General features: G+C 58.6%; 22 protein-coding genes. 6 read left to right on the top strand and 16 right to left on the bottom strand.

The annotated features are described in order from the left end of the window. Nucleotides 1-15 precede the first annotated feature (15 nt). The 4 genes from WMO24_RS14615 to WMO24_RS14600 form a co-directional block, all read right to left on the bottom strand. A complete protein-coding gene (locus WMO24_RS14615; protein ID WP_349217109.1) occupies nucleotides 16-495 on the bottom strand; it encodes a tripartite tricarboxylate transporter TctB family protein in 480 nt (159 codons plus the stop codon). Nucleotides 496-620: 125 nt separating this feature from the next. Then, entirely contained in the window at nucleotides 621-1,703 is a 1,083-nt protein-coding gene (locus WMO24_RS14610) for a Bug family tripartite tricarboxylate transporter substrate binding protein (protein ID WP_349217108.1), read from the bottom strand. After that, complete coding sequence (locus tag WMO24_RS14605) at nucleotides 1,700-2,032, bottom strand: substrate-binding domain-containing protein (RefSeq protein WP_349217107.1); 333 nt, start codon at nucleotides 2,030-2,032, stop codon at nucleotides 1,700-1,702. The genes WMO24_RS14610 and WMO24_RS14605 overlap by 4 nt, the downstream gene beginning before the upstream one ends. Then, nucleotides 1,932-2,780: a LacI family DNA-binding transcriptional regulator gene (locus WMO24_RS14600; RefSeq protein WP_349217106.1), complete on the bottom strand. Its 849-nt coding sequence runs from the start codon at nucleotides 2,778-2,780 to the stop codon at nucleotides 1,932-1,934. Before WMO24_RS14600 ends, WMO24_RS14605 begins: the two co-directional genes overlap by 101 nt. A gap of 526 nt (nucleotides 2,781-3,306) precedes the next feature. Here WMO24_RS14600 and WMO24_RS14595 point away from each other — a divergent pair. Beyond that, nucleotides 3,307-4,584: a chloride channel protein gene (locus tag WMO24_RS14595; RefSeq protein ID WP_349217105.1), complete on the top strand. Its 1,278-nt coding sequence runs from the start codon at nucleotides 3,307-3,309 to the stop codon at nucleotides 4,582-4,584. Between the two features lie 47 nt (nucleotides 4,585-4,631). Here WMO24_RS14595 and WMO24_RS14590 read toward each other — a convergent pair whose 3' ends face one another. Further along, a complete protein-coding gene (locus WMO24_RS14590) occupies nucleotides 4,632-5,909 on the bottom strand; it encodes a hypothetical protein (protein WP_349217104.1) in 1,278 nt (425 codons plus the stop codon). A gap of 181 nt (nucleotides 5,910-6,090) precedes the next feature. On the opposite strand from WMO24_RS14590, the gene WMO24_RS14585 reads away from it, so the two are divergent. From WMO24_RS14585 to rbr, 4 genes are all read left to right on the top strand, one after another. After that, nucleotides 6,091-6,468, top strand: coding sequence for a PH domain-containing protein (locus tag WMO24_RS14585; protein WP_349217102.1), 378 nt, complete (start codon nucleotides 6,091-6,093; stop codon nucleotides 6,466-6,468). 99 nt (nucleotides 6,469-6,567) lie between these two features. Beyond that, nucleotides 6,568-8,880, top strand: coding sequence for a leucine-rich repeat domain-containing protein (locus tag WMO24_RS14580; RefSeq protein WP_349217101.1), 2,313 nt, complete (start codon nucleotides 6,568-6,570; stop codon nucleotides 8,878-8,880). Nucleotides 8,881-8,999: 119 nt separating this feature from the next. Continuing rightward, the gene (locus WMO24_RS14575) at nucleotides 9,000-9,371 is read left to right on the top strand and encodes a Fur family transcriptional regulator (RefSeq protein ID WP_349217100.1); all 372 of its coding nucleotides are present in this window, start codon (nucleotides 9,000-9,002) and stop codon (nucleotides 9,369-9,371) included. Next, nucleotides 9,371-11,428: a rubrerythrin gene (gene rbr / locus WMO24_RS14570; RefSeq protein WP_349217119.1), complete on the top strand. Its 2,058-nt coding sequence runs from the start codon at nucleotides 9,371-9,373 to the stop codon at nucleotides 11,426-11,428. Before WMO24_RS14575 ends, rbr begins: the two co-directional genes overlap by 1 nt. Before the next feature lie 57 nt (nucleotides 11,429-11,485). Here the strand turns inward: rbr and WMO24_RS14565 are convergent, their stop codons facing one another. Genes WMO24_RS14565 through WMO24_RS14550 form a run of 4 tightly spaced genes read right to left on the bottom strand, consistent with a single transcriptional unit; the run spans nucleotide 11,486 to nucleotide 14,386 of the window. Beyond that, complete coding sequence (locus tag WMO24_RS14565; protein ID WP_349217098.1) at nucleotides 11,486-12,415, bottom strand: putative ABC transporter permease; 930 nt, start codon at nucleotides 12,413-12,415, stop codon at nucleotides 11,486-11,488. Between the two features lie 24 nt (nucleotides 12,416-12,439). Further along, nucleotides 12,440-13,396 (bottom strand): alpha/beta hydrolase, encoded by a 957-nt coding sequence (locus WMO24_RS14560; protein WP_349217097.1) that lies wholly within the window; start codon nucleotides 13,394-13,396, stop codon nucleotides 12,440-12,442. Between the two features lie 35 nt (nucleotides 13,397-13,431). Continuing rightward, on the bottom strand, nucleotides 13,432-13,806 hold the full coding sequence (locus tag WMO24_RS14555) for a desulfoferrodoxin family protein (protein ID WP_349217095.1): 375 nt from the start codon (nucleotides 13,804-13,806) through the stop codon (nucleotides 13,432-13,434). Nucleotides 13,807-13,837: 31 nt separating this feature from the next. Further along, nucleotides 13,838-14,386, bottom strand: a complete 549-nt coding sequence (locus WMO24_RS14550) for a DUF308 domain-containing protein (RefSeq protein ID WP_349217094.1) — start codon at nucleotides 14,384-14,386, stop codon at nucleotides 13,838-13,840. A 155-nt stretch (nucleotides 14,387-14,541) separates the two neighbouring features. Here WMO24_RS14550 and WMO24_RS14545 point away from each other — a divergent pair, with 155 nt between their 5' ends. Beyond that, nucleotides 14,542-15,252, top strand: a complete 711-nt coding sequence (locus tag WMO24_RS14545; protein WP_349217092.1) for a Crp/Fnr family transcriptional regulator — start codon at nucleotides 14,542-14,544, stop codon at nucleotides 15,250-15,252. Between the two features lie 35 nt (nucleotides 15,253-15,287). Here the strand turns inward: WMO24_RS14545 and WMO24_RS14540 are convergent, their stop codons facing one another. From WMO24_RS14540 to WMO24_RS14510, 7 genes are all read right to left on the bottom strand, one after another. Further along, a complete protein-coding gene (locus WMO24_RS14540) occupies nucleotides 15,288-15,899 on the bottom strand; it encodes an HdeD family acid-resistance protein (RefSeq protein WP_349217090.1) in 612 nt (203 codons plus the stop codon). A 13-nt stretch (nucleotides 15,900-15,912) separates the two neighbouring features. Beyond that, entirely contained in the window at nucleotides 15,913-17,688 is a 1,776-nt protein-coding gene (locus WMO24_RS14535) for an oleate hydratase (RefSeq protein WP_349217089.1), read from the bottom strand. 263 nt (nucleotides 17,689-17,951) lie between these two features. After that, nucleotides 17,952-19,229, bottom strand: coding sequence for a nickel-dependent lactate racemase family protein (locus tag WMO24_RS14530; RefSeq protein ID WP_349217088.1), 1,278 nt, complete (start codon nucleotides 19,227-19,229; stop codon nucleotides 17,952-17,954). After that, the gene (locus WMO24_RS14525; protein WP_349217087.1) at nucleotides 19,226-19,675 is read right to left on the bottom strand and encodes an HIT family protein; all 450 of its coding nucleotides are present in this window, start codon (nucleotides 19,673-19,675) and stop codon (nucleotides 19,226-19,228) included. Before WMO24_RS14525 ends, WMO24_RS14530 begins: the two co-directional genes overlap by 4 nt. Nucleotides 19,676-19,687: 12 nt before the next feature. After that, a complete protein-coding gene (locus WMO24_RS14520; RefSeq protein ID WP_349217086.1) occupies nucleotides 19,688-20,983 on the bottom strand; it encodes an AGE family epimerase/isomerase in 1,296 nt (431 codons plus the stop codon). A 15-nt stretch (nucleotides 20,984-20,998) separates the two neighbouring features. Further along, the gene (locus WMO24_RS14515; RefSeq protein WP_349217085.1) at nucleotides 20,999-21,847 is read right to left on the bottom strand and encodes a carbohydrate ABC transporter permease; all 849 of its coding nucleotides are present in this window, start codon (nucleotides 21,845-21,847) and stop codon (nucleotides 20,999-21,001) included. Beyond that, nucleotides 21,840-22,739, bottom strand: coding sequence for a carbohydrate ABC transporter permease (locus WMO24_RS14510; protein ID WP_349217084.1), 900 nt, complete (start codon nucleotides 22,737-22,739; stop codon nucleotides 21,840-21,842). Before WMO24_RS14510 ends, WMO24_RS14515 begins: the two co-directional genes overlap by 8 nt. Nucleotides 22,740-22,764: the final 25 nt, after the last annotated feature.

The following is a 22,764-nucleotide window of genomic DNA, read 5'->3' as shown; positions in this document are numbered from 1 at the left end:
TTTACTTTCCCTCCTTTACGGCAGACGTACATGGAACGCGTACTGGAACACGCCCACGATCAGTGCAACGGTGAGAACCGCAATCAACACAGCCCGAACCGGCTTGGTCGAATGCAGGTAGAAGAACAAGAACAGCAGCATGATCAGCGTAGCCAGCCAGTACGGCAGGAACGCCATCAGCACACAGGTGTACACGAACATGATCAGCATGCCCAGCACGGTGTTGCGGGTCTGTTTGCTGTGGAGTGTCTCATGCCACCAGTCTTTCAGCTGGGCCAGCGTGGTTTTCAGGCCGGTCGCCCGCAGGCTTTCAGCCAGAAGAAGAATTGCGGACAAAATCAGCGCGCCGCCCAGAAGCCCCGGCATGAAGCCGGGCGAAACGATAAATGCCGTTCCGGTTTCGATGGTGATGAAAATGCTGTAGGCGAGCACAAACACGCCCAGCACGATCAGGATCAGAGAGACCAGAAAATCGAGGTATTTCTTGTCGTCCATAAGCATTCCTTCCCTCTATGCAAAACTGCACAGAAAATTGCTCAACAAAGGTTCAAAAAGAGCCGCCTTGCCGCGAAGCAGCAAGGCGGCGGTTCATGCAAACATGCAAGCAGACAACGCGGCTGTTATTCCGCAACGCGCTCGATGCCGAACTCCTCAGGGCTCACAGTAACTGTGCCGCCGTCATACAGCGTCCAGTCAACCAGAGAAGCCAGATGTCCAACATACTCCTGGCTGGTGTCGCTGCCGTTGTAGGTAACGACCATGCCTTTGTCCGCGCAGAAGGTCTGGAACGCTTCGCTCTCGGCCACGCCGGGCATCACTTCGTCCAGCTTGTCGATGATGGCCTGATCCACACCGGAAGGAACACACAGAGCAATGGTCTCGCCCATGGGAACCACGTTCTCCATATCAGGCACAGCGCTCAGGATGGAGGGGATGGTGATGTCGCCGATGACCAGGTCTTCGTCGCTCAGAACGGCCAGGCACTTCAGATCGCCGGATTTCACATAGTCCACGACCTCGGTGATCAGCTGGCAGTTGGCGTCGACCTCACCGGAGATGGTCGCCACGATGCAGTTGGAACCGGAGTCATAGGGAACATGGTTGTACTCGAAGCCGGCGCCGTTGGCCAGGATCTCGCAGCCGGTGTGTCCGCCGGAGCCAGTGCCCGCAGAACCGAAGGTCAGGGTCTCTTCTTTCGCAGCAGCGATCAGATCTTCGATGGTGTTGTAGGGAGAGTTGCCGGGGACCACAACTACGTTGGGCGCGTACGCCATGGTGTAGAAGGTCCAGTCACGGTAAGTCACATCGGTGTAGCCGTAGCAGGGATAAGTAACCATGGCCTGCAGACCGGCGCCCAGCAGGTTGTAGCCGTCTTTCGGGCCGTCCTGCACAGCGATGGTACCCACGGAACCGGCAGCGCCGGCGGTGTTGCCGATGGTGATGTTCACGCCCAGCGCTTTGGCCAGCTCATCGGAGAACGCACGCACGGTCAGGTCGGTCACTCCGCCCGGATTCCAGGGCACCGTCATGGTGATGTCATACTCGGGCCAATCGGTCTCCGTGGTAGCTGCCGCGGACGTGGAGCTGGTCTCAGCCGTGGAAGCTGCCGCGGAACTGCTGGTCGCCTCACTGCCGGAAGAGCAGCTGCCCAGCAGCGCCAGCGCCAGAGACAGCGCCAATGCGACGGATGCGAATTTTTTCATAATTTTTCCTCCTTTTTGCCATCCGGATCGTCCGGACGTATGAACTTGATCGAACTGCCTTCCACAAACGTGCCCGGGAACATCCTGCGCACAGTGGACGGCACTGTTTTTCCATTGGTGGCACTGGAAATGCGTTCGAACAAAACCTGCGCCGCTGTCTCTCCAACCTTTGCGGCCGGAAGTTCCATGTGCGCCAGCGGCGGCGAGTAAAGCGAAACCCAGTCCGGGTCACCAATGACAAAAACCGAAAGGTCCTCGGGAATGCGGACCCCGTGTTCCCGAAGCACCGGCAGACCGCCCTGGGCATAGAAATGATACCCATATACCACAGCGGTTGCCTGCGGAAGCGTATCGAGCATCCGGCGGGTCATCCGGCATCCTGCCTCCGGGCTGAAGGGGCCCCTGCAGCACATATTCCGGACGATACGGGATATCCGCTTCCTGTAAAGCGGCCTGATACCCGCGCAGACGTTCCTGCAAACTGACCACCCGGGCCTCCCAGGTGAGAAAGGCGATGTTTCGGTGTCCCTTCTCGATCAGGTACCTGGTCGACCGATAGGCCAAATCAAAGTTATCGATCAAAATGTAATCGTAGATCTCATATCCATAATCCAGCATGGGGCGCTCAGCGATCACCGTGGGCACTCCGATGCGGCGGATCAGCTCATAATTCTGCGTGCTGCGTTCGCTGGGGATCAGAATAATGCCGTCCACCCGCTGCTGAATCAGGCTCTCCAGCACCTCGCGTTCCCGGTCAGGGTCGTCGAAGGTATTGCACATGGTGACCACATATCCCTGCGCCCGCGCCACCTGTTCCACCGCCAGCACCAACCGGCTGAAGAAAATGTTGGTGAACTGCGGTACTGTGATGGCGATGACGCCGCGGCTCTTTCCTTTCAGGCCGCTGGCCAGCGCACTTTTCACATAGTTCAGTTCCTGTGCCGCCGTCAGAACACGCTGGCGAAGTTCATCGCTCACATAGCGGTCCTGCACACCGTTGAGAATGTACGAAACGGTGGCCGTGGAGGTGTGCGCACGCCGGGCCACATCCTTCAGTGTGGTGTATTGCTTGCCCATTTTTTCCACCCTTGCTCTTTTCTGTGAATCCGTGCGAGCCCATATGTAAACGATTACTTATGGAGATGTGTACCCGCGCAGCGTTCTTTCCGCCGCCGGATTTTCGCACATTCGTCGGATGAATTTACCCGATTTCCCTCTTGCAAACGCCATAGGGAAACGATTACTTATGAAGGAAAATAAAAGAGACTTCGTATCTCCCTGAGAAGATATCCTGTCCTCCTTGCAGTTTCTATCTTACGAGCGCTTATAACGATTGTCAATAATTTTTTCTTTTTTAAATAAATTTTGTGCACAAAACAGATAGTTTTCGCGCATGATTGTGCATTTCGTTAGAAATTTAGCAAACAAATCCTGTTTTCTTCTCAAAAAGCGCATTGCAGCGCGCACTTTTCTTTCATCCCATCAAATGCCGCACATTCTTTCCGGTATGTGCTTTTGCCGCTTTCCCGAAAAGCCGCTTGTTTTGAGCGTTCAAATGTCGTATAATACCGGCGCACATTAATCCTGAAAAGGGAGGATCGGTTTGAAGGAACAGCGAAAAAAAGTCATTTCGTCGGCGGGCCTGTACGCCGGCACTCTTCTGAAATGGGTCACCCTGGCGGGCCTCATCGGGCTGGTCAGCGGGCTTTTGGGAACCGTTTTCCATGTGGGGGTGGAAATTGCCACTGAGCTGCGCGGCGCCAATGCCTGGCTGCTGTGGCTGCTGCCGGTGGCCGGGCTGGTGATCGTGGCCATTTACCGGCTTACGCACACGGAAGGCCAGGGAACCAACGACATCTTCGACCAGGTCCACCAGGGAAGCCACATCTCGCTTCTTCTGCTGCCCGCCATCTTCTGCGGCACCATTTTAACGCATTTGTGCGGCGGTTCCGCCGGACGCGAAGGCGCTGCGCTGCAGATGGGCGGCGCGATCGGGTTTCACACCGGGCGCCTGTTCCATTTGGATGACCGCGACCTGCGCACCGTCACCATGACCGGAATGGCCGCCTTTTTTTCCGCGCTGTTCGGCACCCCGGTGGCTGCCGCCATCTTTGCCGTCATGGTGGTCAGCGTGGGCCAGATCTACCACGCCAACTATTTCCCCAGCCTGGTGGCCGCCATTGTCGCCTACGGAGTCACCCTGGCGCTGGGGGTGAGCCCCACTTCCTTTTCGGTGCAGGCCCCTGCCTTTGACGTTGTGCTGACGGGCAAAGTGGCGCTGCTGGCCATCGGCTGCGGCCTGGTGTCCATGCTTTTCTGCACGGCGGTGCACCGGGCGGAAGACATTCTGAAAAAGTGGCTGCCCAACGCCTATCTCCGCGCCTTTGCGGGCGGCCTTGTGCTTGTGGCGCTGACTTTTTTGTGCGGCAGCACCCGCTACAACGGCGCCGGTATGGATGTGATCACCGCTGCCATTGAGCAGGGCCGGGCACAGCCGCTGGACTTTGTGTGGAAAATTCTGTTCACAGCCATCACACTGGGCGCCGGTTTCAAAGGCGGCGAAGTGGTGCCCTCGTTCTTCGTGGGCGCGGTGTTCGGCTGCATGGCGGGCCCGCTGCTGGGGATTCCCGCCGGGTTTGCCGCCGCGCTGGGCTTGGTCACCGTGTTCTGCGGTGCAGCCAACTGCCCTCTGGCGGCCACGGCGCTCTCGGTGGAGCTGTTCGGCGCCGACGGGCTGGTGTATTTTGCCCTCTCCTGCGCGGTGGGCAATCTGTTCTCCGGCTATCAGGGACTTTACTCCAGCCAGACCATTCTTTATTCCAAATGGAAGGCCCGTTACATTCATATTCACGCCAACGACCACGCGAACACGCCGTCATAAAACACATGGGAAAAGCCCGGTGAAGCAAATGCTTCACCGGGCTTTTTTCATCGCCGGTACACCGCCAGCGCCGTGACCAGCGCCAGCATGATCGTGGTGAGGATGGTGGATGCCCAGATGAGCATGTCCCCATCGGAAAGGATCTGCACGATGGACAGCACCGACGCCAGAATGGACACGATGCCGAACAGGGTGATGATGTTGATGACCGTCTCGCTGCGGGCATGCTCGATCTCCTGCTGGTGCGAAGCCAGGATGTTCAGCTTGCTGCTGATGTCGCCGACGGCGGCGGGAATGTCATTGACCTCCAGCAGATTGGCATAGATCCGCTTGACGTTGTGCCAGCGCGAAATGCTTGCGGGCGTCACCGTACCGAACGCCTGAAAATTCAGCATCAGTTCCTTCAGCTCTTTGATCTGGTCTTTTTTCAGATGGGTGATCAGCTCGGTAAAGCGCAGGCAGGTGTACTTTTCGTACAGCGACAGCACCACCATGGGCAGCCCGTCCTCCGCCTGAACGCGCTGCTCGGCCGCCAGGTCCATATCCGCCCGGGCCACCACATAAGAGATGGTCTGCGAGGCCACGCAGCAGCCCCAGCGATACGCCTGTCTGTCCAGATTTTTTGCCGCAAACACATACCGGATGTCCTCTTCCGAAGCGTCCTCCATGGGCGTGTCCGGAGACATCATTTTATGCAGATTGAAGGTGATCCGCCGCATGGGGTCCAACTCCTGGAACCACTGGGGCACCACCGCCAGAATGTAGGCGTAAGCATCCAGCAGGTAGGAGGCGTCACCGTCGAAAAACTTTCGGATTCCCAGCGGCGCCAGAAACGCAGAGAGCCAGTTTTCCATGGAGAACGTGTGCGCATTTTGCTGCGCGTCCAGCCACTCGAACACCGCGGGATTGTGCGCCCAGCCGGGATTGCAGATCGTCTCCAGCGCCTCGATGCAGGAAAAAGAAAGACTCAGGCACAAAAACGCCACCCGTGTGTGGAAGACATACAAAAAGGAATCATTCACCGAAAAATCGAAAGACTGCCCGCAGTCCGTGACCCGAAAACAGCAGGGGCCGTCCGCACCGGGCTTCGGTTCCAGCGCCGCCGTGAGAAACGAGCGGCTGACTGCGTAGCAGGTTCCCACCGAGGAGCCGGACGCAGGGTCCAGCATGGCCTTGATGTTTTCATTCAGATCCATGGTGGTCATGGGCACGCAGGGCGCTGCCCGCTCCAGCCGCGCGCGGTCCAGCGTATCCGGATCGTATTTCAGCGGAATGACGAGAAAGCTTCCATAAGCCGCCTGAAAGCTTTGCGAACGGTGTTCCATAGCAATTCCTCCCCGGTTATTTGCCCTTATTATAGCAGGTCGCCGCACCGGAAAACAGCCTGTTTTTTCTTTTTTCGCGCCCGTTGTACACACAACCGATGCGAAGCCCGAAAAGGGGTATGCTAAAGACAGATGCAGAAGTTTCTTCTGCGGCATTTTAAAAACACAAGGAGGAATCGACATGATCGATTTTGAAAACATGGCTTTCCTGAAACTCCGCCCCGTCACCGACTCCCGTCTTTCCGAACAGGTCGCACCGCTTTTGTGCCCGGGCGAGTCCATTGAACAGCAGTTTCAGGGCATCCGAGACGGCATTGTATTCACCGACCGCCGCGTCATCGCCGTCAACACACAGGGGTTCACCGGCAAGAAAAAAGCCTTTGTGGTACTGCCGTACAACCGCATTCAGGCGTATTCCATCGAATCCGCCGGCGTGATGGACTTCGACACCGAAATGAAATTATGGTTCTCCGGTCTGGGCATCGTCACCTTCGAACTGATCGCCGGCTCGGACCTTTCCTCGCTGGCCCGGCTGATCGGGAACGCCATTCTGACGTGACCGCTCTGCCCGCCCGACAAATTCCGCTGCGGCAACACGCCGCGGCGGAAGTTCTCTGCAAGACAACTTCCGTCCCTATGAAAGGATGTGCTGTAAAGCATGAAAAAACAAGACAAAAACGACCGCGCGCCCGGCGGAAAGGCCGTGCGCTGGAAACGCGGCATCGCCTGTGTTCTGGCGCTTTCTCTTCTGAGTTCCACCGCCTGGGCGCTGGAGCCCGCCTTTGCACCCGAGGTCTCATCCTCGTCCTCGCAGACCGTTTCGGACGCCGAAGAGAGTGCCTCTTCCGACGCCGAGTCCGCGTCCTCTCTCGCGCCGGAAAGCGAGTCCGCTTTGCCCGCCGGAACCGAGGAATCTTCCTCTGCACCGGAAAGCACGGACACCTCTTCCTCTGTACCGCCCGACAGCGCATCTTCCGGCGAGAGCGCTTCTTCCCAGGCCGTGACGCCCGTTCCCGAAAGCACCGAAACGATTGCGGCTTCCGCCTCGGAAGCTGACTCGGAGATCCCGCTGGACACCACGTCCTTCCCGGACCAGGCCTTTCTCGATCGGGTCCGCGCCTTTGACACGGACGGAAACGGAGCGCTTTCCCCTTCGGAATGCGCCGCCGTGACCCGGCTTGACGTTCGAAACAAGGGCATCCGCTCTCTGGAAGGAATCGGCTGCTTTTCCAATCTCACCTATCTCAACTGCATCGGCAACGCCCTTTCGGAACTGCCGCTGGAGCAGCTGCCCCACCTGACGTCTCTGCTGTGCAACGAAAACGATCTGAGCGCATTGGACCTGGCCTGCGTTCCCGAGCTGGAACTGCTCCACTGCCACGACAACCGTCTTGCAGCACTGGACGTCTCCATGCTGCCGCGGCTGCAGGAACTGGCCTGCGGCGACAACCTTTTTGAAACGCTGGACGTATCACAAAACGCAAATCTGACGTATCTTCTGTATCTGGGCGGACCGCTCAAGACGCTGACGCTGTCCAACAACACGGCTCTGTCGCAGCTTTGGTGCTCCTACTCGCTTGTCTCGCAGCTGGATCTTTCGCAGGCGCCCAACCTGGAATTACTGGGCATCGACCGCAGTGAATTTCAGTTTCTGGACCTCAGCGCCAACACAAAACTCACCGATGTCCTGGGCGCGGACAACCAGCTGCTGGCCGTCCGCACGGGCGGTGCTCAGCCCCGGATGGAGCTTTCCAACCAGCGCCCTGTGGACGTGCAGATCGCCGAGGGGGAATCCACCTTTGACCTCACACGGCTCTCAGTGCCCATCGATCCCGCCTGCATCTCGGACGTAACGGGCGCACAGCTGACCGGAAGCGTTCTGAGCGGCATTCAGGACAACAGCATGGTTACATACCGCTATACAGACGGCACCGCCTCCTTTACGGCCACCCTGCAGTTCCACGTCAGCAACGCCTGGCTGGAGCCGCTCACCCTGGAGGACTGGACCTACGGAACCCCGCACCACGACCCACACGCAAATGCACAGTACGGGCAGCCGGTCTACGAATACAGCGCCTCCCCCGACGGAATATTCACCGCCCGGATTCCTGAAAACGCGGGCACCTGGTATGTGCGTGCCAGCGTGGCACCCAGCCCGGAGCATGCGGGCCTGACCGCAGTCACGGAATTCCACATCCTCAAAGCGCCGGCCGTCTACACCCTTCCCGCAAACCTGACCGCCGTGTACGGCAGCACGCTGGACTCCGTGGACCCGGGCACCGGGTTCACCTGGAAAACAGCAGATCAGGCCGTCGGCAATGTGGGCACACACACGTTTGAAGCGCGCTATGTTCCTGCGGACCTGGCCAACTACCTTGTGGCGGACCCGGTGAGCATCCCCCTGCGGGTCACACCCAAACATGCTTCCCAGCTGTGGGTCTCGGATGTGAAAAACGAAGAGGATGCCCGGCACCTGACGGTGCGCGACGGAGACAAAACCCTTCAGGAAGGCGTTGACTATACGCTGGCCTACCGAACCATCAACAATCAGATGATGATCACCATTTCCTTCACCGGCAATTACACCGGCTCCGTTTTCCGGGGATGCCCCATCTCCCAGCCCTCTCCCAACGTTCCCGTAACGCCGGTCCAACCGGAAAAAACGCCGCATCCCCAGACCGCGCGGCCCATCGTGTCAGTCTCAACCTCTTCGTCCAGGCCCGCTTCGGAAAGCACACCCCCGGTCTCGCAAAGCGACCCGGACGCCGACTCTTCCAGCACGGCGGTGTCCGACCCGGAGAGCACAGCTCCTTCCTCCGCCTCTTCCGAAAGCACAGCAGACCCCACACCGTCCCAGAGCCACCCCCTCTGCTGGCTTGCACTGCTCCTTCTGATTTTGCTGGGAATCGCCCTGGCGTTTTATCTGATGCGCAGCAAGGATGCCCCGGACCCGCCGCAAGACACGCAATAACCATCCAGACAAACGGCGCCGGACGAAAGTCCGGCGCCGTTTTGCTGCATTTTCCATTGACTTCTGCAACCAAAATAAATATAATACAAATTAGAATAATTCTAAAATGTAGTGATGAAATGACAACGTATGCAAAAAAAATTTTAGAGCTGATCGAAGCCTCTGACTGCCACATGACAGCGGAGCAGGTTTTTGACGCGCTGCGGAGCACCTACCCACGGGTGGTGCTGGCCACGGTTTACAACAACCTGAACCGGCTTTGTGCGCAGGGGGCCGTGCGCAAAGTTTCCGTCGAGGGCATGCCCGACCGCTATGACAAGACCCGGCGGCACGACCATCTGGTCTGCAAGTACTGCGGCAAACTGGCGGACGTGGACCTGGGAGACCTGACCCGCCAGCTGGAAAAAACAGCGGGCATCCCCATTTTATCTTACGACCTCAAGCTGCTTTATGTATGCGAAGAGTGTAAAAACAAACGGAAAGGAATGTGATGAATCTGAACCATTTGCCATTATCTGTTCGTGTTCCCATCGAAACGGACAACCCCAGCATCGTCCGCTGGGAGGAGAAGTGCATCCGGTGCGGCATGTGCAAGGAAGTGTGCACCCACAAAATGGGCGTACACGGCACTTACACGCTGGAGCAGACCGGCGGGAAAGCGGTCTGCATCTACTGCGGCCAATGCGCCAATGTCTGCCCGGTGGACAGCATCACCGAACGGGACGAATGTCCCCAGGTGCAGCAGGCCGTGGCCGACCCCGACAAGATCGTGGTGGTGAGCACCTCTCCCTCGGTCCGTGTGGCACTGGGCGAGGCCTTCGGTATGGAGCCCGGCTCCTTTGTGGAGGGCAAAATGGTGGCATTGCTGCGCGCTCTGGGCGCCGACTTTGTGCTGGACACCAACTTTGCCGCTGATTTGACCATTGTGGAAGAGGCCAGCGAGCTGATCCGCCGCATCACCCAGAAAGACCGTCCCCTGCCGCAGTTCACCAGCTGCTGCCCGGGCTGGGTACACTTTGCGGAGATCTATGCACCGGAACTTTTGCCGCATCTCTCCACCGCCAAAAGCCCCATCGGCATGCAGGGCGCAACGGTTAAAACTTATTTTGCCCGCAAAATGGGTCTGGACCCGCGCAAGATCGTCCACGTGGCCCTGACCCCCTGCACCGCGAAGAAGTTCGAGATCCGGCGCGAGGAAATGCACGCTGCCGCAGACTTCCATGCCGTCGAAGGCATGCGGGACACCGACCAGGTGATCACCACCCGGGAGCTGGCGCGCTGGGCCGCCCAGGCGGGAATTGACTGGAACGCGCTGGAAGACTCCGCCTATGACTCGGTCATGGGGCAGGCTTCGGGCGCGGGCGTGATCTTCGGAAACACCGGCGGCGTTATGGAGGCCGCTCTGCGCACTGCCTATGAGTATCTGACCGGGAGCCCGGCATCCGATACCCTGCTTCAGCTGGACCCCGTGCGCGGCTACGAGGGCGTGCGGGAGGCCGCTGTGACCATCGGCGACCAGACGCTGAACGTGGCGGTGATCTACGGCACTGCCAACGCGCGCAGCTTCCTCAAACGGATGAAGGAGAGCCAGAAGCCATATCACTTCGTCGAGGTCATGGCCTGCCCGGGCGGGTGCATCGGCGGCGGCGGACAGCCCAAGGATCTGGCCCGCGACGCCGACGAGACACGGCGCCAGCGGATCGCAGCCCTGTACCGGCGGGACGCGGCCATGCCGCTGCGCAAAAGCCACGAGAACCCCCAGATCCGGGAAGTTTACGAGGCGTTTTACGGCCGTCCTCTCAGCGAAATGGCCGAAAAAATGCTGCATACCCAATACACAGACCGAAGCGACATTCTGAATAAGAAAGGAAAAACGACTATGAGCAAATGGAAATGCAAAGTGTGCGGTTATATCTACGAGGGAGAAAACCTGCCCGAGGACTTCACCTGCCCGATCTGCCGGCAGCCTGCCTCCGCCTTTGAAAAACTGGAAGAAGCGCCCGCCAAGGGGCTGAACAAATACGCCGGCACCCAGACCGAAAAGAATCTGGAGGCAGCCTTTGCGGGCGAGTCGCAGGCGCGCAACAAATACACCTATTTTTCTGCGGTCGCCCAGAACGAGGGCTACGAACAGATTGCCGCGCTCTTTTTGAAAACCGCCGAAAACGAACGTGCACACGCCAAACTGTGGTTTGAAGAACTGAACGGCCTGGGCGACACTGCACAGAACCTGCTGCACGCGGCCGAGGGCGAAAACTACGAGTGGACGGACATGTACGACGGCTTTGCCAAGACCGCGGAAGAAGAGGGCTTCCCGGAGCTGGCGGCCAAGTTCCGCCTGGTGGCAGCCATTGAAAAGCGCCACGAAGAGCGTTACCGTGCGCTGCTGCGCAATGTGGAGACGGCGCAGGTCTTTGAGAAAAGCGCGGTCAAGATGTGGGAATGCCGCAACTGCGGCCACATCGTGGTGGGAACCGCGGCGCCGGAAGTGTGCCCCACCTGCCTGTATTCCAAGAGCTTCTTTGAGATCCTCGCCGAGGAATATTGAGCCGGAGCAAGCCAAAAGCCAGGGTGCTGACGCACCCTGGCTTTCTTGTTGTTTCGTTTACTCGTCCCGCAGAAGGTTCTTCATGTCCTGCATGGCTTCGCCGTGCTTTCGGGAGACTGCGTACGGGTTTCGGCGCAGATGGCGCGCAGCCCGCTGATACATCTTGTCCGTGCGGCTTTCCATGGCCCGCAGCTCGCTTTTCAAAATCTGCATCTCGCTTTCCAGCCGCTCCGGCGAGCGGCGCCGGTCGAAACGCATTTCCTCCAGACGAGCCGCCATCATGCGCAAAAGCGTTTTTCGCTCCTCCCGCAGCGCTTGGAGCCGCTGGGCAAACCCCTTCTTTGCACTGCGCACCGCCTCCGCCTGTCTGGACTGTTCCCAGTCCAGCTGGGTGAAGGCCGCGGTCACTTCCAGCTGCTTCTGCAGCCGGGCAATGCGCCGCTTGCTTTCGCTGAGGGCGTTCAGCAGCGAACGCATGTCCATGGCCTCCCGCATGGAGACGATCAGGTCTGCCGTCATCCCCAGGGCCAGCACCAGAGCCAGGAGCCCGGCACCCAGAGGCGACAGCCCCCGGACCAGCCCGGCCACCGGTGGCTGAAGGACCCGCACCAGAAGGATGGAGAAGACGCCCCAGCACAGCGATGCCACCACACAGATGTACCCGTTCAGGTTCCAGCGGAACCGGCTGTAGTCCCAGTAGCGGACATGGAACAGCTTTTCCATGCTGTAGCCGGTAACGTATTCCAGAAGTGTGGCGCCCAGCATGCCGGCCGCAAACACCAGCAGCGTGTTGTTCTGCACCGGCCAGGTGAAAAGCAGAATGGCCACGGCGCCGAACCCGTAGATGGGAAGAAACGGGCCGTTCAAAAAGCCACGGTTCACCCAGCGGTGCTGCTGCACCGACACCAGGCACGACTCCCACACCCAGCCCAGGAACGAATAAATGAAAAAGTACAGCACCCACTGTGCCAACCCATAACCTGTCATGAAAAACCCCTCCCGGTATTCGGTTTAGTAGTCAAGAACAAACGCTGCGACCCGCTCCATCGCCTGCTGAGACTGGGGCAGCGGGAACATTTGAAACACGTGCCACATCTCGGGCCAGCACTGAAGGACATTGGGGATGCCTGCTTCGTCCAGATGCTTTTTCAAGCGGATCGCATCATCGGCGAGGATCTCGTGTCCGCCGTACTGGACCAGCACCGGCGGGAAGCCGCTCACATCCTGAAACAACGGCGAGAGTTCCGGCTGGTCCCAGCCGCCCTGGGGCGCGTAGGCCTGGCGGACTGCTTCCAGATACGCCCGGGTCAGAACAGGGTCGTCCTCTTTGTGCGCCTCATAGGAATCTCCGGAGCAACTCATATCTGTCCAGGGAGAGCACAGCACCAGCTTGCCCGGCAGGCGGCGGCCGGCCTCTTTCAGCGCCTGCGTCAAAACCAGCGCCAGATTTCCGCCCGCCGAGTCACCGGCCAGCACCACGTCCCGGGCGCCGTATCCCAGTTCCATCAGGTAATCCCAGGCGGCCAGCGCGTCTTCCAGCGCGGCGGGATAGGGATGTTCCGGCGCGAGGCGGTATTCGAAGCTGAGCACTTCGTACCCCGTGCTTTTGGCCAGCTTGGACGCCAGCACCCGGGCGTAGCCCAGATTTCCGCTGGTGTAGCCGCCGCCGTGGCAGTAGAGCACCACATGGTGCCTGTCATGACCGCATTCCGGTCTTGCCCACGCCATGGGCATGGACCCCAGCTGAAACGGCTCCCAGCTGTACCCCAGCTCCGGGCTGACCAAACGGCCCAGAATGTTCTGGCTCTGCCGCTGCCGCTCCAGGCCTTCCAGCGCACCGTCGGTGGGCGCGGACAGGGAGTGGACGGTTTTCAGTGCCGCAAGCATTGCCTGCGCGGCTTTTTCATTGACGGAAAGTTCCTCTGCGGCCTCGCTGAAGCTTTGGCCGGTAAACCATAATTTTTTCATAAGATTCCTCTTTTCTGCCGGCGGACCGGCTTTTCTCACAGCGAGCTTTTCCAAAGTCCGTGCAAGTTGCAAAACGCATACGCGGCGACGGGCTGTTCCTGACGGCCCAGCTTAAAAAATGCGGCGGGCGGTTCGTCGGGTTTCAGAAAACGGACCAGGTATCCGCAATTCGTCTCCAGCACGATCCATTCGATCCGGTGCTCCGGCGTCATGGGGTGGGCGATCCGCCCCACCTGCACCTGCACCACCTGCTCTTTCTGAACCGCGTCGGGCACGTGCTTTTCCAGCGACGCGTCCGTCTCGCCGGGTATGAGCTGTTTCATGGGTTCGCCGCAGCACACCACGGGCACCCCGGAATCCTTCAGCATGATGATTTGATTGCCGCAATGGGCACATTGATAAAATTTCATTGTTCATTTCTCCTTTTCATTGATCCGGCGGTCATTTGCCCGCCGGGGTTGCGGACCGTTTGTCCAGCAGAACGGTGAGGAAGTCGCTTGCGCCATCTGCCACCAGGCTGAGGCCGAACACCATCACCACGATTTTTGCGGTTTGGAACGGATTGACCACGATCAGGATTCCCAAAAGGATGGGGATCACCGACGCGAGGATCATCGGCACCATGTTGGGATATTTGTCACGGATTGCGGTGAGCGCCAGCGGAAGTTTTCCCACCCCGTCCACCAGGAGCAGCGAGCCCAGCACCAGCGGCAGAACCGACAGCACAGCCTCGGGCCAGAGAAGCGCGAATCCGGCAAACGCAGCGGGCAGGATCGACAGGAACAGATCTCCCGCCAAAGCGCCTCCCGAACGGCGTCCCTGGATATAGCGCCACAGATGGCTTGCTCCGTACGCCGCGGCCCCCGCCGCCAGTACCCACACAAACAGCGTACTGCTTGCACCCGGAAAAGCCAGCAGCAAAAGCCCCATGACAATGTACAAAACCGCGATCCATACCGATGCGGCACGCACCCAGAAAAATTCAAACATAAAAATTGCCTCCTTTATTTTGTTATATTCATCGTACCATTTTGGCTGCGCAAAATCGGTTTGCCAAACAACGAACCGGATTTTAATCTGCGCTTGAAAGACGACGCTTTCAAAGACTATAATAGGAAAAGAGAGAATTGAAGGGAGTCTTTCGCATGGAAACGGAACTGGATCTTTCCATTCTGAAATCAGGGCTGCTGTTCCGAAATCTTTCGGACGAAGAAATACGGGAAGTGATCGAAACCATGTCCCCGCACCGGGCCAGATACGCCAAACGCGCGGTGATCGCCCGGGACGGAGATCCCTTTCCGGAGATCGGCATTCTGCTGTCGGGCAGCGCCCATCTGGCGCACATCGACAGCAACGGAAACAACAACCTGATGGACGTGCTGCAAGCCGGAAGAACGCTGGGCGAATTGAACGCCGTGGGGCGCTACCGGCTGCACTTTACCATTACCGCCGCCGAACCCACCGAGGTGCTTTATCTCAGCGTGGACCAGCTGCTGCGAAAAAATGTGCTCACCGCGCCTGTCCAGATCCGTTTTCTGCAAAACCTGACTCTGGCCATGGCCCAAAAGGCCCAGTATCTGACCCTCAAACTGGAAGACAGCATCCGCCGTTCCACCCGGGAGCGGCTGCAGGACTATCTTTCGGACCAGTATCACCGCACCGGCAGCCGGACCTTTTCCATTCCGCTGAACCGGCAGGACCTGGCGGATTTCCTGTTTGTGGACCGCAGCGCAATGTCCAACGAGCTGTGCAAAATGCGGGACGAGGGATTGCTGCGCTTTGACAAAAGCCGCTTTGAATTGCTGGTGGAAATGCCCATCACTGAAGACGAACCGGACCCCAACGACCAGGAATAAAGAAGGCCGCGCTTTTGCGCGGTCTTCTTTTTTTGTCAGGCGTCGCCCCGCACGCCTCTGCGGCCGGAAATGGATTCCACCAGCAGAGCCAGCCCGGAAACACTCAGGTAAATGCCCCACACGGCGCTCAGCGCGAACCAGCTGGCAAGCGGATTGGTCAAGAGCACGATACCCAGGATCACATTGAGGATGCCGCTGGTCAGCACCCAGGCGGCGCCTTCCGTGCCGTGCTCCCGCAGCTCCGCGAAGGTGAAAAACTGGCCGATGCCGCTGAGGACCGTGAAGAAAGCCACCACCGTTGCCAGAACGGAGATCATTGTCACGGTTCCGTAAGTGGTCTGCACCGCGGACCAGAGAGTGAACAGGCTGAACCCGGTCAGCAGGATCCCGTTGGCCAGTGCCCAGCCGCTGCGCCGCTCCTTTCCGGCCCGGACAAAGGACACCAGCTGGGTCGCCCCGTAGACCCCCAGCCCCGCTGTGATCACATACGCCAGGGACAGACCCGTGGCCACCGGGGCAAAGGCGGCCAGCAGACCGAAACCGATCATCAGTGTGCCGATCAGCACCCCGCTCGCCACGCCGGTCTTGCGGGGCGTTTCTTCCGCGTGCTCCTGTACGGGCACGGTTGTTTCATAGGTTTGGTTCATAAATGTTTCCTCCTCAAATCAGCTGGTAGCGTTCCAGCATCTCTTCCAATACAGTTCCCTGCAGCTTCTCCAGCCCGGCGTGCAGCGCCAGCTTGTACGGCAGGGGCAGCTTCATTTCCGTCAGTCGGCGTCCGTCCAGCAGATAATGGGTGGCGTTCAGCAGGCAGCGCAGGTCATACACTGACCCGAACACCTCCGGCACGCCGCGCTCCACCTGCAGCAGGGTATACACCGCCTCCATGGCTGTGCGGACCGAGTACTCCGTGGTGAAAATCGTGTCACGGGGCGTCTGGGCAAACTGGCCCAGGAAGGCAAAGTTCACGCAGCCTTCGGGCACAACGTCCGGCCGGTCGCCCGCAGCGCGGGGCATAAAGAACGCGGTCACGTACGGCATCATGCACGGCACGGTGTTGGCCGCCGTGTGCGCCAGCGTCTCAATTTCGTTTTCGGGAACGCCCAGGTGGTACAGCCACTCCATGCAGATCTCTGCGCCGGTGCACTCCTTCATGGGCTTGCCCACAAAATCTCCCGGTTCGTCCGGGTACAGCCCGTAGATCCAGCCCACCAGCTGTCCCTCCGGCTGCGCCTTGAAGTGAGGCTGCCGGTTGAAGGTCCAGCTCATCAGCCAGGCCGAATCCTTTACGGTCACGATGCCTCCCGTGACCACCTTGCCCGCATACGGGTCCCGGTGGCTGATTTTTTCCAGATACGAGGCGATGCGGTCGTCCAGCAGCGTCACCGTGGCAGACTCCCAGCGGGTGGCCTCAATGTCCGAGCAGAATTTTTCCGGCCGGCCAAACAGCGGGTTCTGCACCGCAATGTTTTTCCACAGCTCCCAGCTGGAGCCCTGTCCCGACTCCACATCCACCACCGGCGGGTGATCGTTGTCGCCCAGCGCGCTGGCCTCGGTGCAGGAGCCGTTGGTCACAAACACCAGGTCGTTCTCCGTCAGGTCCATGGTCTCCTCCCGGCCGCCGCGAAGCAGAACCATTTGATGCGCTACCTTCCGGTCCGGGAAAAAGTGGAACAACACGTTGGTCACCTTGACGCCGTACTCAAACTGTACACCCTGTTCCTCCAGGTATTTTGTCAGGGGCAGGATCAGCGATTCGTACTGATTGTACTTGGTGAATTTCAGCGCGGAAAGATCCGGCAGCCCGCCGATGTGATGCAGAAAACGCTGCAGGTACAGTTTCATTTCCAGCGCGGAGTGCCAGGTTTCAAAGGCGAACATAGTCTGCCAGTACAGCCAGAAATTCGACTTGTAGAACTCCTCGTCCAGCACATCGTCGATGGTCTTGTCATACAGGTCCTCGTCCCGGGTGAAAAACAGCCCCATCAGTTCCAGGGCAGCCGCATCGCTGAGTTCAAACCGGTTTCCCGTCTCGGCGCTTCGGCCCTGTTCCAGTGTGGCCCGGTTCATGGAAAAATTCGGGTCATCCTTGTTCAGCCAGTAGAACTCGTCCAGAACGCTGACGCCTTCCTGTTCCAGCGACGGAATGGAGCGGTACAGGTCCCACAGGCACTCGTAATGGTTTTCCATCTCACGGCCGCCGCGGATCACAAACCCCATCTCGGGGCGAAACAGTCCGTCACAGGCGCCGCCGGGCAGCTCCGCTTCTTCCAGCACATGAATGTGGTTTCCCGGCACCTGTCCGTCCCGGATCAGGAACGCCGCCGCGGCAAGGCTGGCAAGGCCGCCCCCCACGAGCCACGCGTGTTTTTCGTCTGCACCCGCCGGTTTCCGCGGTTTGGCAAACGCTTCATAATTTCCGTTTGAATAATACATATTCATACCTCCTGTTTCCGCGGAACTCTGCCCGCGGCCTTTTCAAAAATGGATTTCGTTCGATGAAAAACTTTGCCGCAGACCAACGTTTGCCGCCGGGCACCGCTTTCAACTTGTTCTCAGCTTACGCTTTTCCCTCTGTAAAATCGGTGTTCTAAACAACGAAAAATCAAAAATCCCTGCGTTTTGCACAAACGCAGGGATTCCATGCAAAAAGCCGCGCGTCCCCGCCATGGGAACGCGCGGCTTTTTTACTTTTTTGCTCACGCCTGATACAGGAAGGTTTCCGCCCCGTTGCTGACCGCGGCAACGGTGGCGTCCGGATACTGGGCCATGGCGTCGTCCACGGCCTGCTGCAGCGCTTCCACCGGGTAATGCCGGCATCCGCACAAAGCCATCTCCTCCGGGCTGACCCCATTGCTGACCACCACCAGCCTGCGGCGGCGGCGCATCTTGGACATGCTGTTGCCCACGGCAATGGCCAGCGCGTCTCCCTCGCAGGGCGCGCCGTCAAAAATGCCTTTGACGATTTCATCTCCGTCATCGCGGCCCATCATCTGCAAAAATTCCGGGTGCGGGCCCACGCCCTCGTAGTTGGGCGACACCAGCACGATGGTGCCGCCGCTGCCTCCTTTCAGCGCGTGCTCTGCGGCATACATGCCCTTGGGCGACTGCCAGAAGTCCTGATCGGCCGGATAGCCGCTGACCACCACCACATCCACGCGCTTTTCCACCTTGCAGCCCAGCACGTGCTTGGCCAGCTCTACGCCGGCGCGCTGCGCATGCACATAGTGGCCGGCCACAGCGTGGCACATCTCCAAATCGGAATTGAGCACGGTGTTCACAATGAAATCCAGCCCGATGGTGTCCACCCAGCCTTCCATCATGGTGCGCACGGGGCTGGCGCTGTTGCCGAACAGGTTTTCATTGTACAGCGACGCTTTCAAATGGAAATAGGAGACGGTGTCCTCACCCGCCACACCGGGATACAGAATCTTTCCGCCGCCGCTCCAGCCCATCACCGGATGCGGGACCAGGTTGCCGATGCCGATGCGGATGTCGGCCTCCATCACCCGTTTGTAGGCGTAGATATCCACCCCATCGCTGGTTTTCCCCAGGAACACCAGTTTGTCCGGGTCCCGGAATTCCGAGTTGACCACCTCGTAGCGGGCGTACACCTGTTCGCCCACGCGCTCGGCCAGCTCCTGCGCCGTCATGTGACGGTGACTGCCCAGCGCCACAATGATGCAGATGTTTTCATCCCGCACGCCGATGGCCTCCAGCCGGGCCAGCACAATGGGCAGGATGCGGCCAATGGGCGTCGGCCGGGAGCCGTCGTCCACAATAATGTTCACGCGCATGTCCGGCGTGATCATCTCCTCCAGCCGGGGCGTGCCCACGGGATGGTCCAGTGCGCGCTCGATCTCGGCCGCGAAATCCGGCGCGGGCGGCGTATGCACCGGGTCGTACATTTTCACGAACCGGTCATCGTCCACCTCAAAGCTGACCTTTTCGCCGCCATACGGAAGTGTGACCTTCATTCCTTCATCCCCCTCTTTTTCAACAGCGCGTCCCGCAGACGTTCGATCTCTGCTTCGTACTGTTCCGGCGTCAAGAATACCCGATGCTCCGGGAACATTTCAAAGGGGCGGCCCCAGCCCAGTTTGTCCCGGTACTTGGGGCAGATGGTGAAGTGCACATGGCGCACCTCGTCGCCATAGATGCCGTAATTGATTTTGTCTGCGCCGTAAAGTTCCTGAATGGTCTGTGCCAGCACGCACACATCCTCCATAAACTCATTGCGCAGCGCCCGTGGAATTTCATACAGCTCCTCATAATGATTGCGGAACATGATGGTGCAGCGGCCGGGCAGCGTCTGGTCTTTGCAGAAAAACACTTTTGAAATTTTCAGATCGCACACTTCAAACAGCAGTTCCTGAAAAGACCTGTCCCGTTCGCAGTAATAACAGCCTTTTTGCTTTTCCATGGCGCGTTCCTCCTAAACTTTCTCGTGGGCTGACTGCCGCTCCAGAAGTTCGATCAGCAGCGCCAGATTACGCGTGATGTGATACGGGTCCTTGACCGGAAGCGCCACCACCTTGTTCTGGGGTGTTCCGTCCCGGCACAGAATCTGAATCCACTCGCCCACCTGCGGATTGGGGTTGGGAAAATGGGAGAACGTGTAATCAAACACCTTCTTGTGCCAGTTCCAGAAAGCCTCCTGCCCGGTGCGCAGATAAAACAGCAGCGTGGTGTAAAGCGCCTCGGAGTGCACCCACCACAGCTTGTCGGACCAGCCGTCCAGCACCTGCCTGACCGTGGGTTCCGCGTCCCATGGCCCTGCCGACGCGCAGGGACGTCCGCCCTGGGGCGCGGCGTAATGCAGCAGGCCGCCGCAATCCTCGTCCCATCCGATCTCCAGCGCCTTCAGCGCAATGGACGCTGCCTTTTCGGCCAGTTCATCCTGCTGCAGGATCTCCGCCGCTTCGGCAATGAACCACATATCTTCCAGCGTGTGCCCCGGGTTGGCGTGCTGGCCCAGAAGCGTCGGTTCAAAGGAACCGTCTTCATAAATCACCTCATGGACCACCAGGTCTTCGTCCGTAAATTCTTCCAGCACCTGCCGGGCGGTGCCGCGCATATCCTCGCGCAGCTGCTCGCAGAGCGCCGGTTCAAAGCGTTCCGCCGCGCGGTACAGCTCCACCGCCACATTGGTGAAAATCATGGGCACGCCATGGGCGCGCAGGCCCTTGCCCAGCGGGTAGGGCAGCGTTTTGAAGCAGCCTGTTTCAAACCGGTTTTTGGCCGACTGGTACAGCTTGCGCGCAAAGACATAGGCCTCCGCGTCCTCCGCGGCCCGGGAGTAGCAGGCGAGTCCCGCGATCACAAAGCAGTCCGCGTAGATGCTCATATCCAGATCCGGCCAGTCTCCCACCTGTTTGGGAGCACCGGTCCGGTCCATCAAAAACACGCAGCGCCAGTCATCGCTGCCCATCAGGCAGTGGCTGCGCAAAAACACCACGCCGCTTTGAGCCAGGCGCAGAAAGCGCTCCCGCTGCGCATCGGGGAACAAATCGCTGCGCAGCAAAGCCAGCTTGGAATACATCCACACAAACCGCCCCTGGCTCCAGGTGTATTTGTCCGTGCTCACGCGGCGGGTCCCCTCGTTGTTGTAGCAGTTAAAATAGCCGCCGTACTGCCGGTCCAGGCACCGGGGAAGCCAAAAGGACAGAATGCGGTTGGTCAATTCGTTTTCATAAAACCCCAACATGGTTTTTTGCTGAAATCGATCCATCCCGTTCCCTCCGTATCATTTGATAGCGCCAGAGGTCAGATCTCCGGTGATGTAGTTGCGAATGCTGATGAACAGAATGACCAGCGGGATCGTGGCATACACCGCGCCCGCCATCACGTAATGCCAGGGAATGCCCACCGCGGGGTTGTTTTTCAAAATCTCGTACAGGCTGACGATGATGGGCTTTTTCTCCGTGGTGGAAATGTACGTAAACGCAAACAAGAATTCGTTCCAGGTGCGGGTAAAGGCAAAGATGATCGCCACCGCGATGCCCGTTTTGGAAATGGGCACAAAAATGCGCGTCAGGGTCATGAAAGAACTGCAGCCGTCAATGGTGGCGGCCTCTACCACTTCTTTGGGCACATTGTCGAAAAAGCTTTTCAGCATCAGCACAATGAACGCCAGGTTGAAGGTGGTATTCATGATGATCAGGCTCAGCCAGCTGTCGATCAGGCCCAGATTGTTCATCATGTTGTACAGGGGAATGATGATGATGACCGGCGCAAACATCTGGCTCATCAGCGCCACATAATACAGCGGCTTTTTCAAATAAAAGCGCAGTTTTGAAAAGGCATAGGCCGCCGGAATGTCGATCAGCATAATGGTGACAATGCTGCCCGCCGTGACGATGATGCTGCTTTTGAACCCGTCCAGAATGTTCATTTTATAGAACACGTCCACGTAGTTCTGCAGCTGGACCACCGGCGGAATCCAGGTGACCGGCAGGGAAAATACGTCGTTGGCCCGCTTGAGGGAAACCGAGATCATGGCTGCCACCGGGAACAGCAGCACCACCAGCATCACCAGAACCACTGCGGCAAAGGCCACGCCGTACACACGCTTTTTAAACAGAGCCTTATTCATAAGAAACATCATCCTCCCTTGCAGCGGAGCGCACATACAGCAGCGCGAACACCGAGAGAATCACAAAGCAGATCACGCTCACCGCCGAGGAGTAGCCCCGGTCGTTGAAGCGGAACGCGTAGTCGTACACTGTGTTCACCAGAATGGCCGACGAGTTGGCCGGGCCGCCGGTGGTCATCATGTAAATAACGTCAAAGGAGTTGAAGCCCCAAATTCCGATCAGAATGCCCAAAGTGCGCAGCGACGGAATCATCAGCGGGAAGGTGATGTTCCAAAACTGCTGCCAGGAGCTGGCGCCGTCGATGGAAGCGGCTTCGTAAATATATTTGGGAATACTGTAAAGGGAGGACAGCAGGTTCAGCGCGCAGAACGGAGCCACCGCCCAAACATTCACAATCATTACGGCCAGAAGCGAGGTCTTGATATTGCCCAGAAAATTGACCGCCTCGTTGGTCAGGCCCAGATCGCGCATCAGCTGACCGATGTGGCCGAACATCGGGTTGTACAGCAAGCGCCAGATCATGCACGAAACCGCCGCCGGCATGGCGTACGGGATCAGCATCACGCCTGTGATCATTTTCTTTCCAAAAAAGTTTTTGTACAGGATCAGGGCCATCAAAAAGCCCAGAAACAGCTTGGCAAATGTACCGCCGAACACCCAGATGGCCGTGTTCAGCACAATTTTTGCGGAATCCGGATTTTCAAAAAAGCTTATAAAGTTTTCCAGCCCCACAAACAGCATATCGCCGTTGACTTTGCGTTCATACAGGGACGTGCGCATCACTTCCAGCATGGGGTAAATAATCAAAACCACATACACCACTGCCATGGGAAGCACGTAAAGCATGTTGAAGCTTTTTTCGCGCCGTTCCAGCTTGTTTTTTCCTTTCATGTGTGAAGCTCCCCCTCTCTTCGGA

The sequence above is a fragment of the Ruthenibacterium intestinale genome (assembly GCF_040096265.1).
Classification (GTDB): Bacteria; Bacillota; Clostridia; order Oscillospirales; family Ruminococcaceae; genus Ruthenibacterium; species Ruthenibacterium komagatae.
This window is presented reverse-complemented; position numbering and strand designations above follow the sequence as displayed.

What these genes read in the sequence shown, in the direction of transcription:
- WMO24_RS14585 (WP_349217102.1), top strand. Translation starts at nt 6,091, where the DNA reads ATGATCGATTTTGAAAACATGGCTTTCCTGAAACTCCGCCCCGTCACC.
- WMO24_RS14555 (WP_349217095.1), bottom strand. Translation starts at nt 13,806, where the DNA reads ATGAAATTTTATCAATGTGCCCATTGCGGCAATCAAATCATCATGCTG.
- WMO24_RS14535 (WP_349217089.1), bottom strand. Translation starts at nt 17,688, where the DNA reads ATGTATTATTCAAACGGAAATTATGAAGCGTTTGCCAAACCGCGGAAA.
- WMO24_RS14550 (WP_349217094.1), bottom strand. Translation starts at nt 14,386, where the DNA reads ATGTTTGAATTTTTCTGGGTGCGTGCCGCATCGGTATGGATCGCGGTT.
- WMO24_RS14565 (WP_349217098.1), bottom strand. Translation starts at nt 12,415, where the DNA reads ATGACAGGTTATGGGTTGGCACAGTGGGTGCTGTACTTTTTCATTTAT.
- WMO24_RS14560 (WP_349217097.1), bottom strand. Translation starts at nt 13,396, where the DNA reads ATGAAAAAATTATGGTTTACCGGCCAAAGCTTCAGCGAGGCCGCAGAG.
- WMO24_RS14510 (WP_349217084.1), bottom strand. Translation starts at nt 22,739, where the DNA reads ATGAAAGGAAAAAACAAGCTGGAACGGCGCGAAAAAAGCTTCAACATG.
- WMO24_RS14515 (WP_349217085.1), bottom strand. Translation starts at nt 21,847, where the DNA reads ATGAATAAGGCTCTGTTTAAAAAGCGTGTGTACGGCGTGGCCTTTGCC.
- WMO24_RS14600 (WP_349217106.1), bottom strand. Translation starts at nt 2,780, where the DNA reads ATGGGCAAGCAATACACCACACTGAAGGATGTGGCCCGGCGTGCGCAC.
- WMO24_RS14615 (WP_349217109.1), bottom strand. Translation starts at nt 495, where the DNA reads ATGGACGACAAGAAATACCTCGATTTTCTGGTCTCTCTGATCCTGATC.
- WMO24_RS14540 (WP_349217090.1), bottom strand. Translation starts at nt 15,899, where the DNA reads ATGAACCAAACCTATGAAACAACCGTGCCCGTACAGGAGCACGCGGAA.
- WMO24_RS14530 (WP_349217088.1), bottom strand. Translation starts at nt 19,229, where the DNA reads ATGAAGGTCACACTTCCGTATGGCGGCGAAAAGGTCAGCTTTGAGGTG.
- rbr (WP_349217119.1), top strand. Translation starts at nt 9,371, where the DNA reads ATGAATCTGAACCATTTGCCATTATCTGTTCGTGTTCCCATCGAAACG.
- WMO24_RS14525 (WP_349217087.1), bottom strand. Translation starts at nt 19,675, where the DNA reads ATGGAAAAGCAAAAAGGCTGTTATTACTGCGAACGGGACAGGTCTTTT.
- WMO24_RS14575 (WP_349217100.1), top strand. Translation starts at nt 9,000, where the DNA reads ATGACAACGTATGCAAAAAAAATTTTAGAGCTGATCGAAGCCTCTGAC.
- WMO24_RS14545 (WP_349217092.1), top strand. Translation starts at nt 14,542, where the DNA reads ATGGAAACGGAACTGGATCTTTCCATTCTGAAATCAGGGCTGCTGTTC.
- WMO24_RS14520 (WP_349217086.1), bottom strand. Translation starts at nt 20,983, where the DNA reads ATGGATCGATTTCAGCAAAAAACCATGTTGGGGTTTTATGAAAACGAA.
- WMO24_RS14590 (WP_349217104.1), bottom strand. Translation starts at nt 5,909, where the DNA reads ATGGAACACCGTTCGCAAAGCTTTCAGGCGGCTTATGGAAGCTTTCTC.
- WMO24_RS14580 (WP_349217101.1), top strand. Translation starts at nt 6,568, where the DNA reads ATGAAAAAACAAGACAAAAACGACCGCGCGCCCGGCGGAAAGGCCGTG.
- WMO24_RS14610 (WP_349217108.1), bottom strand. Translation starts at nt 1,703, where the DNA reads ATGAAAAAATTCGCATCCGTCGCATTGGCGCTGTCTCTGGCGCTGGCG.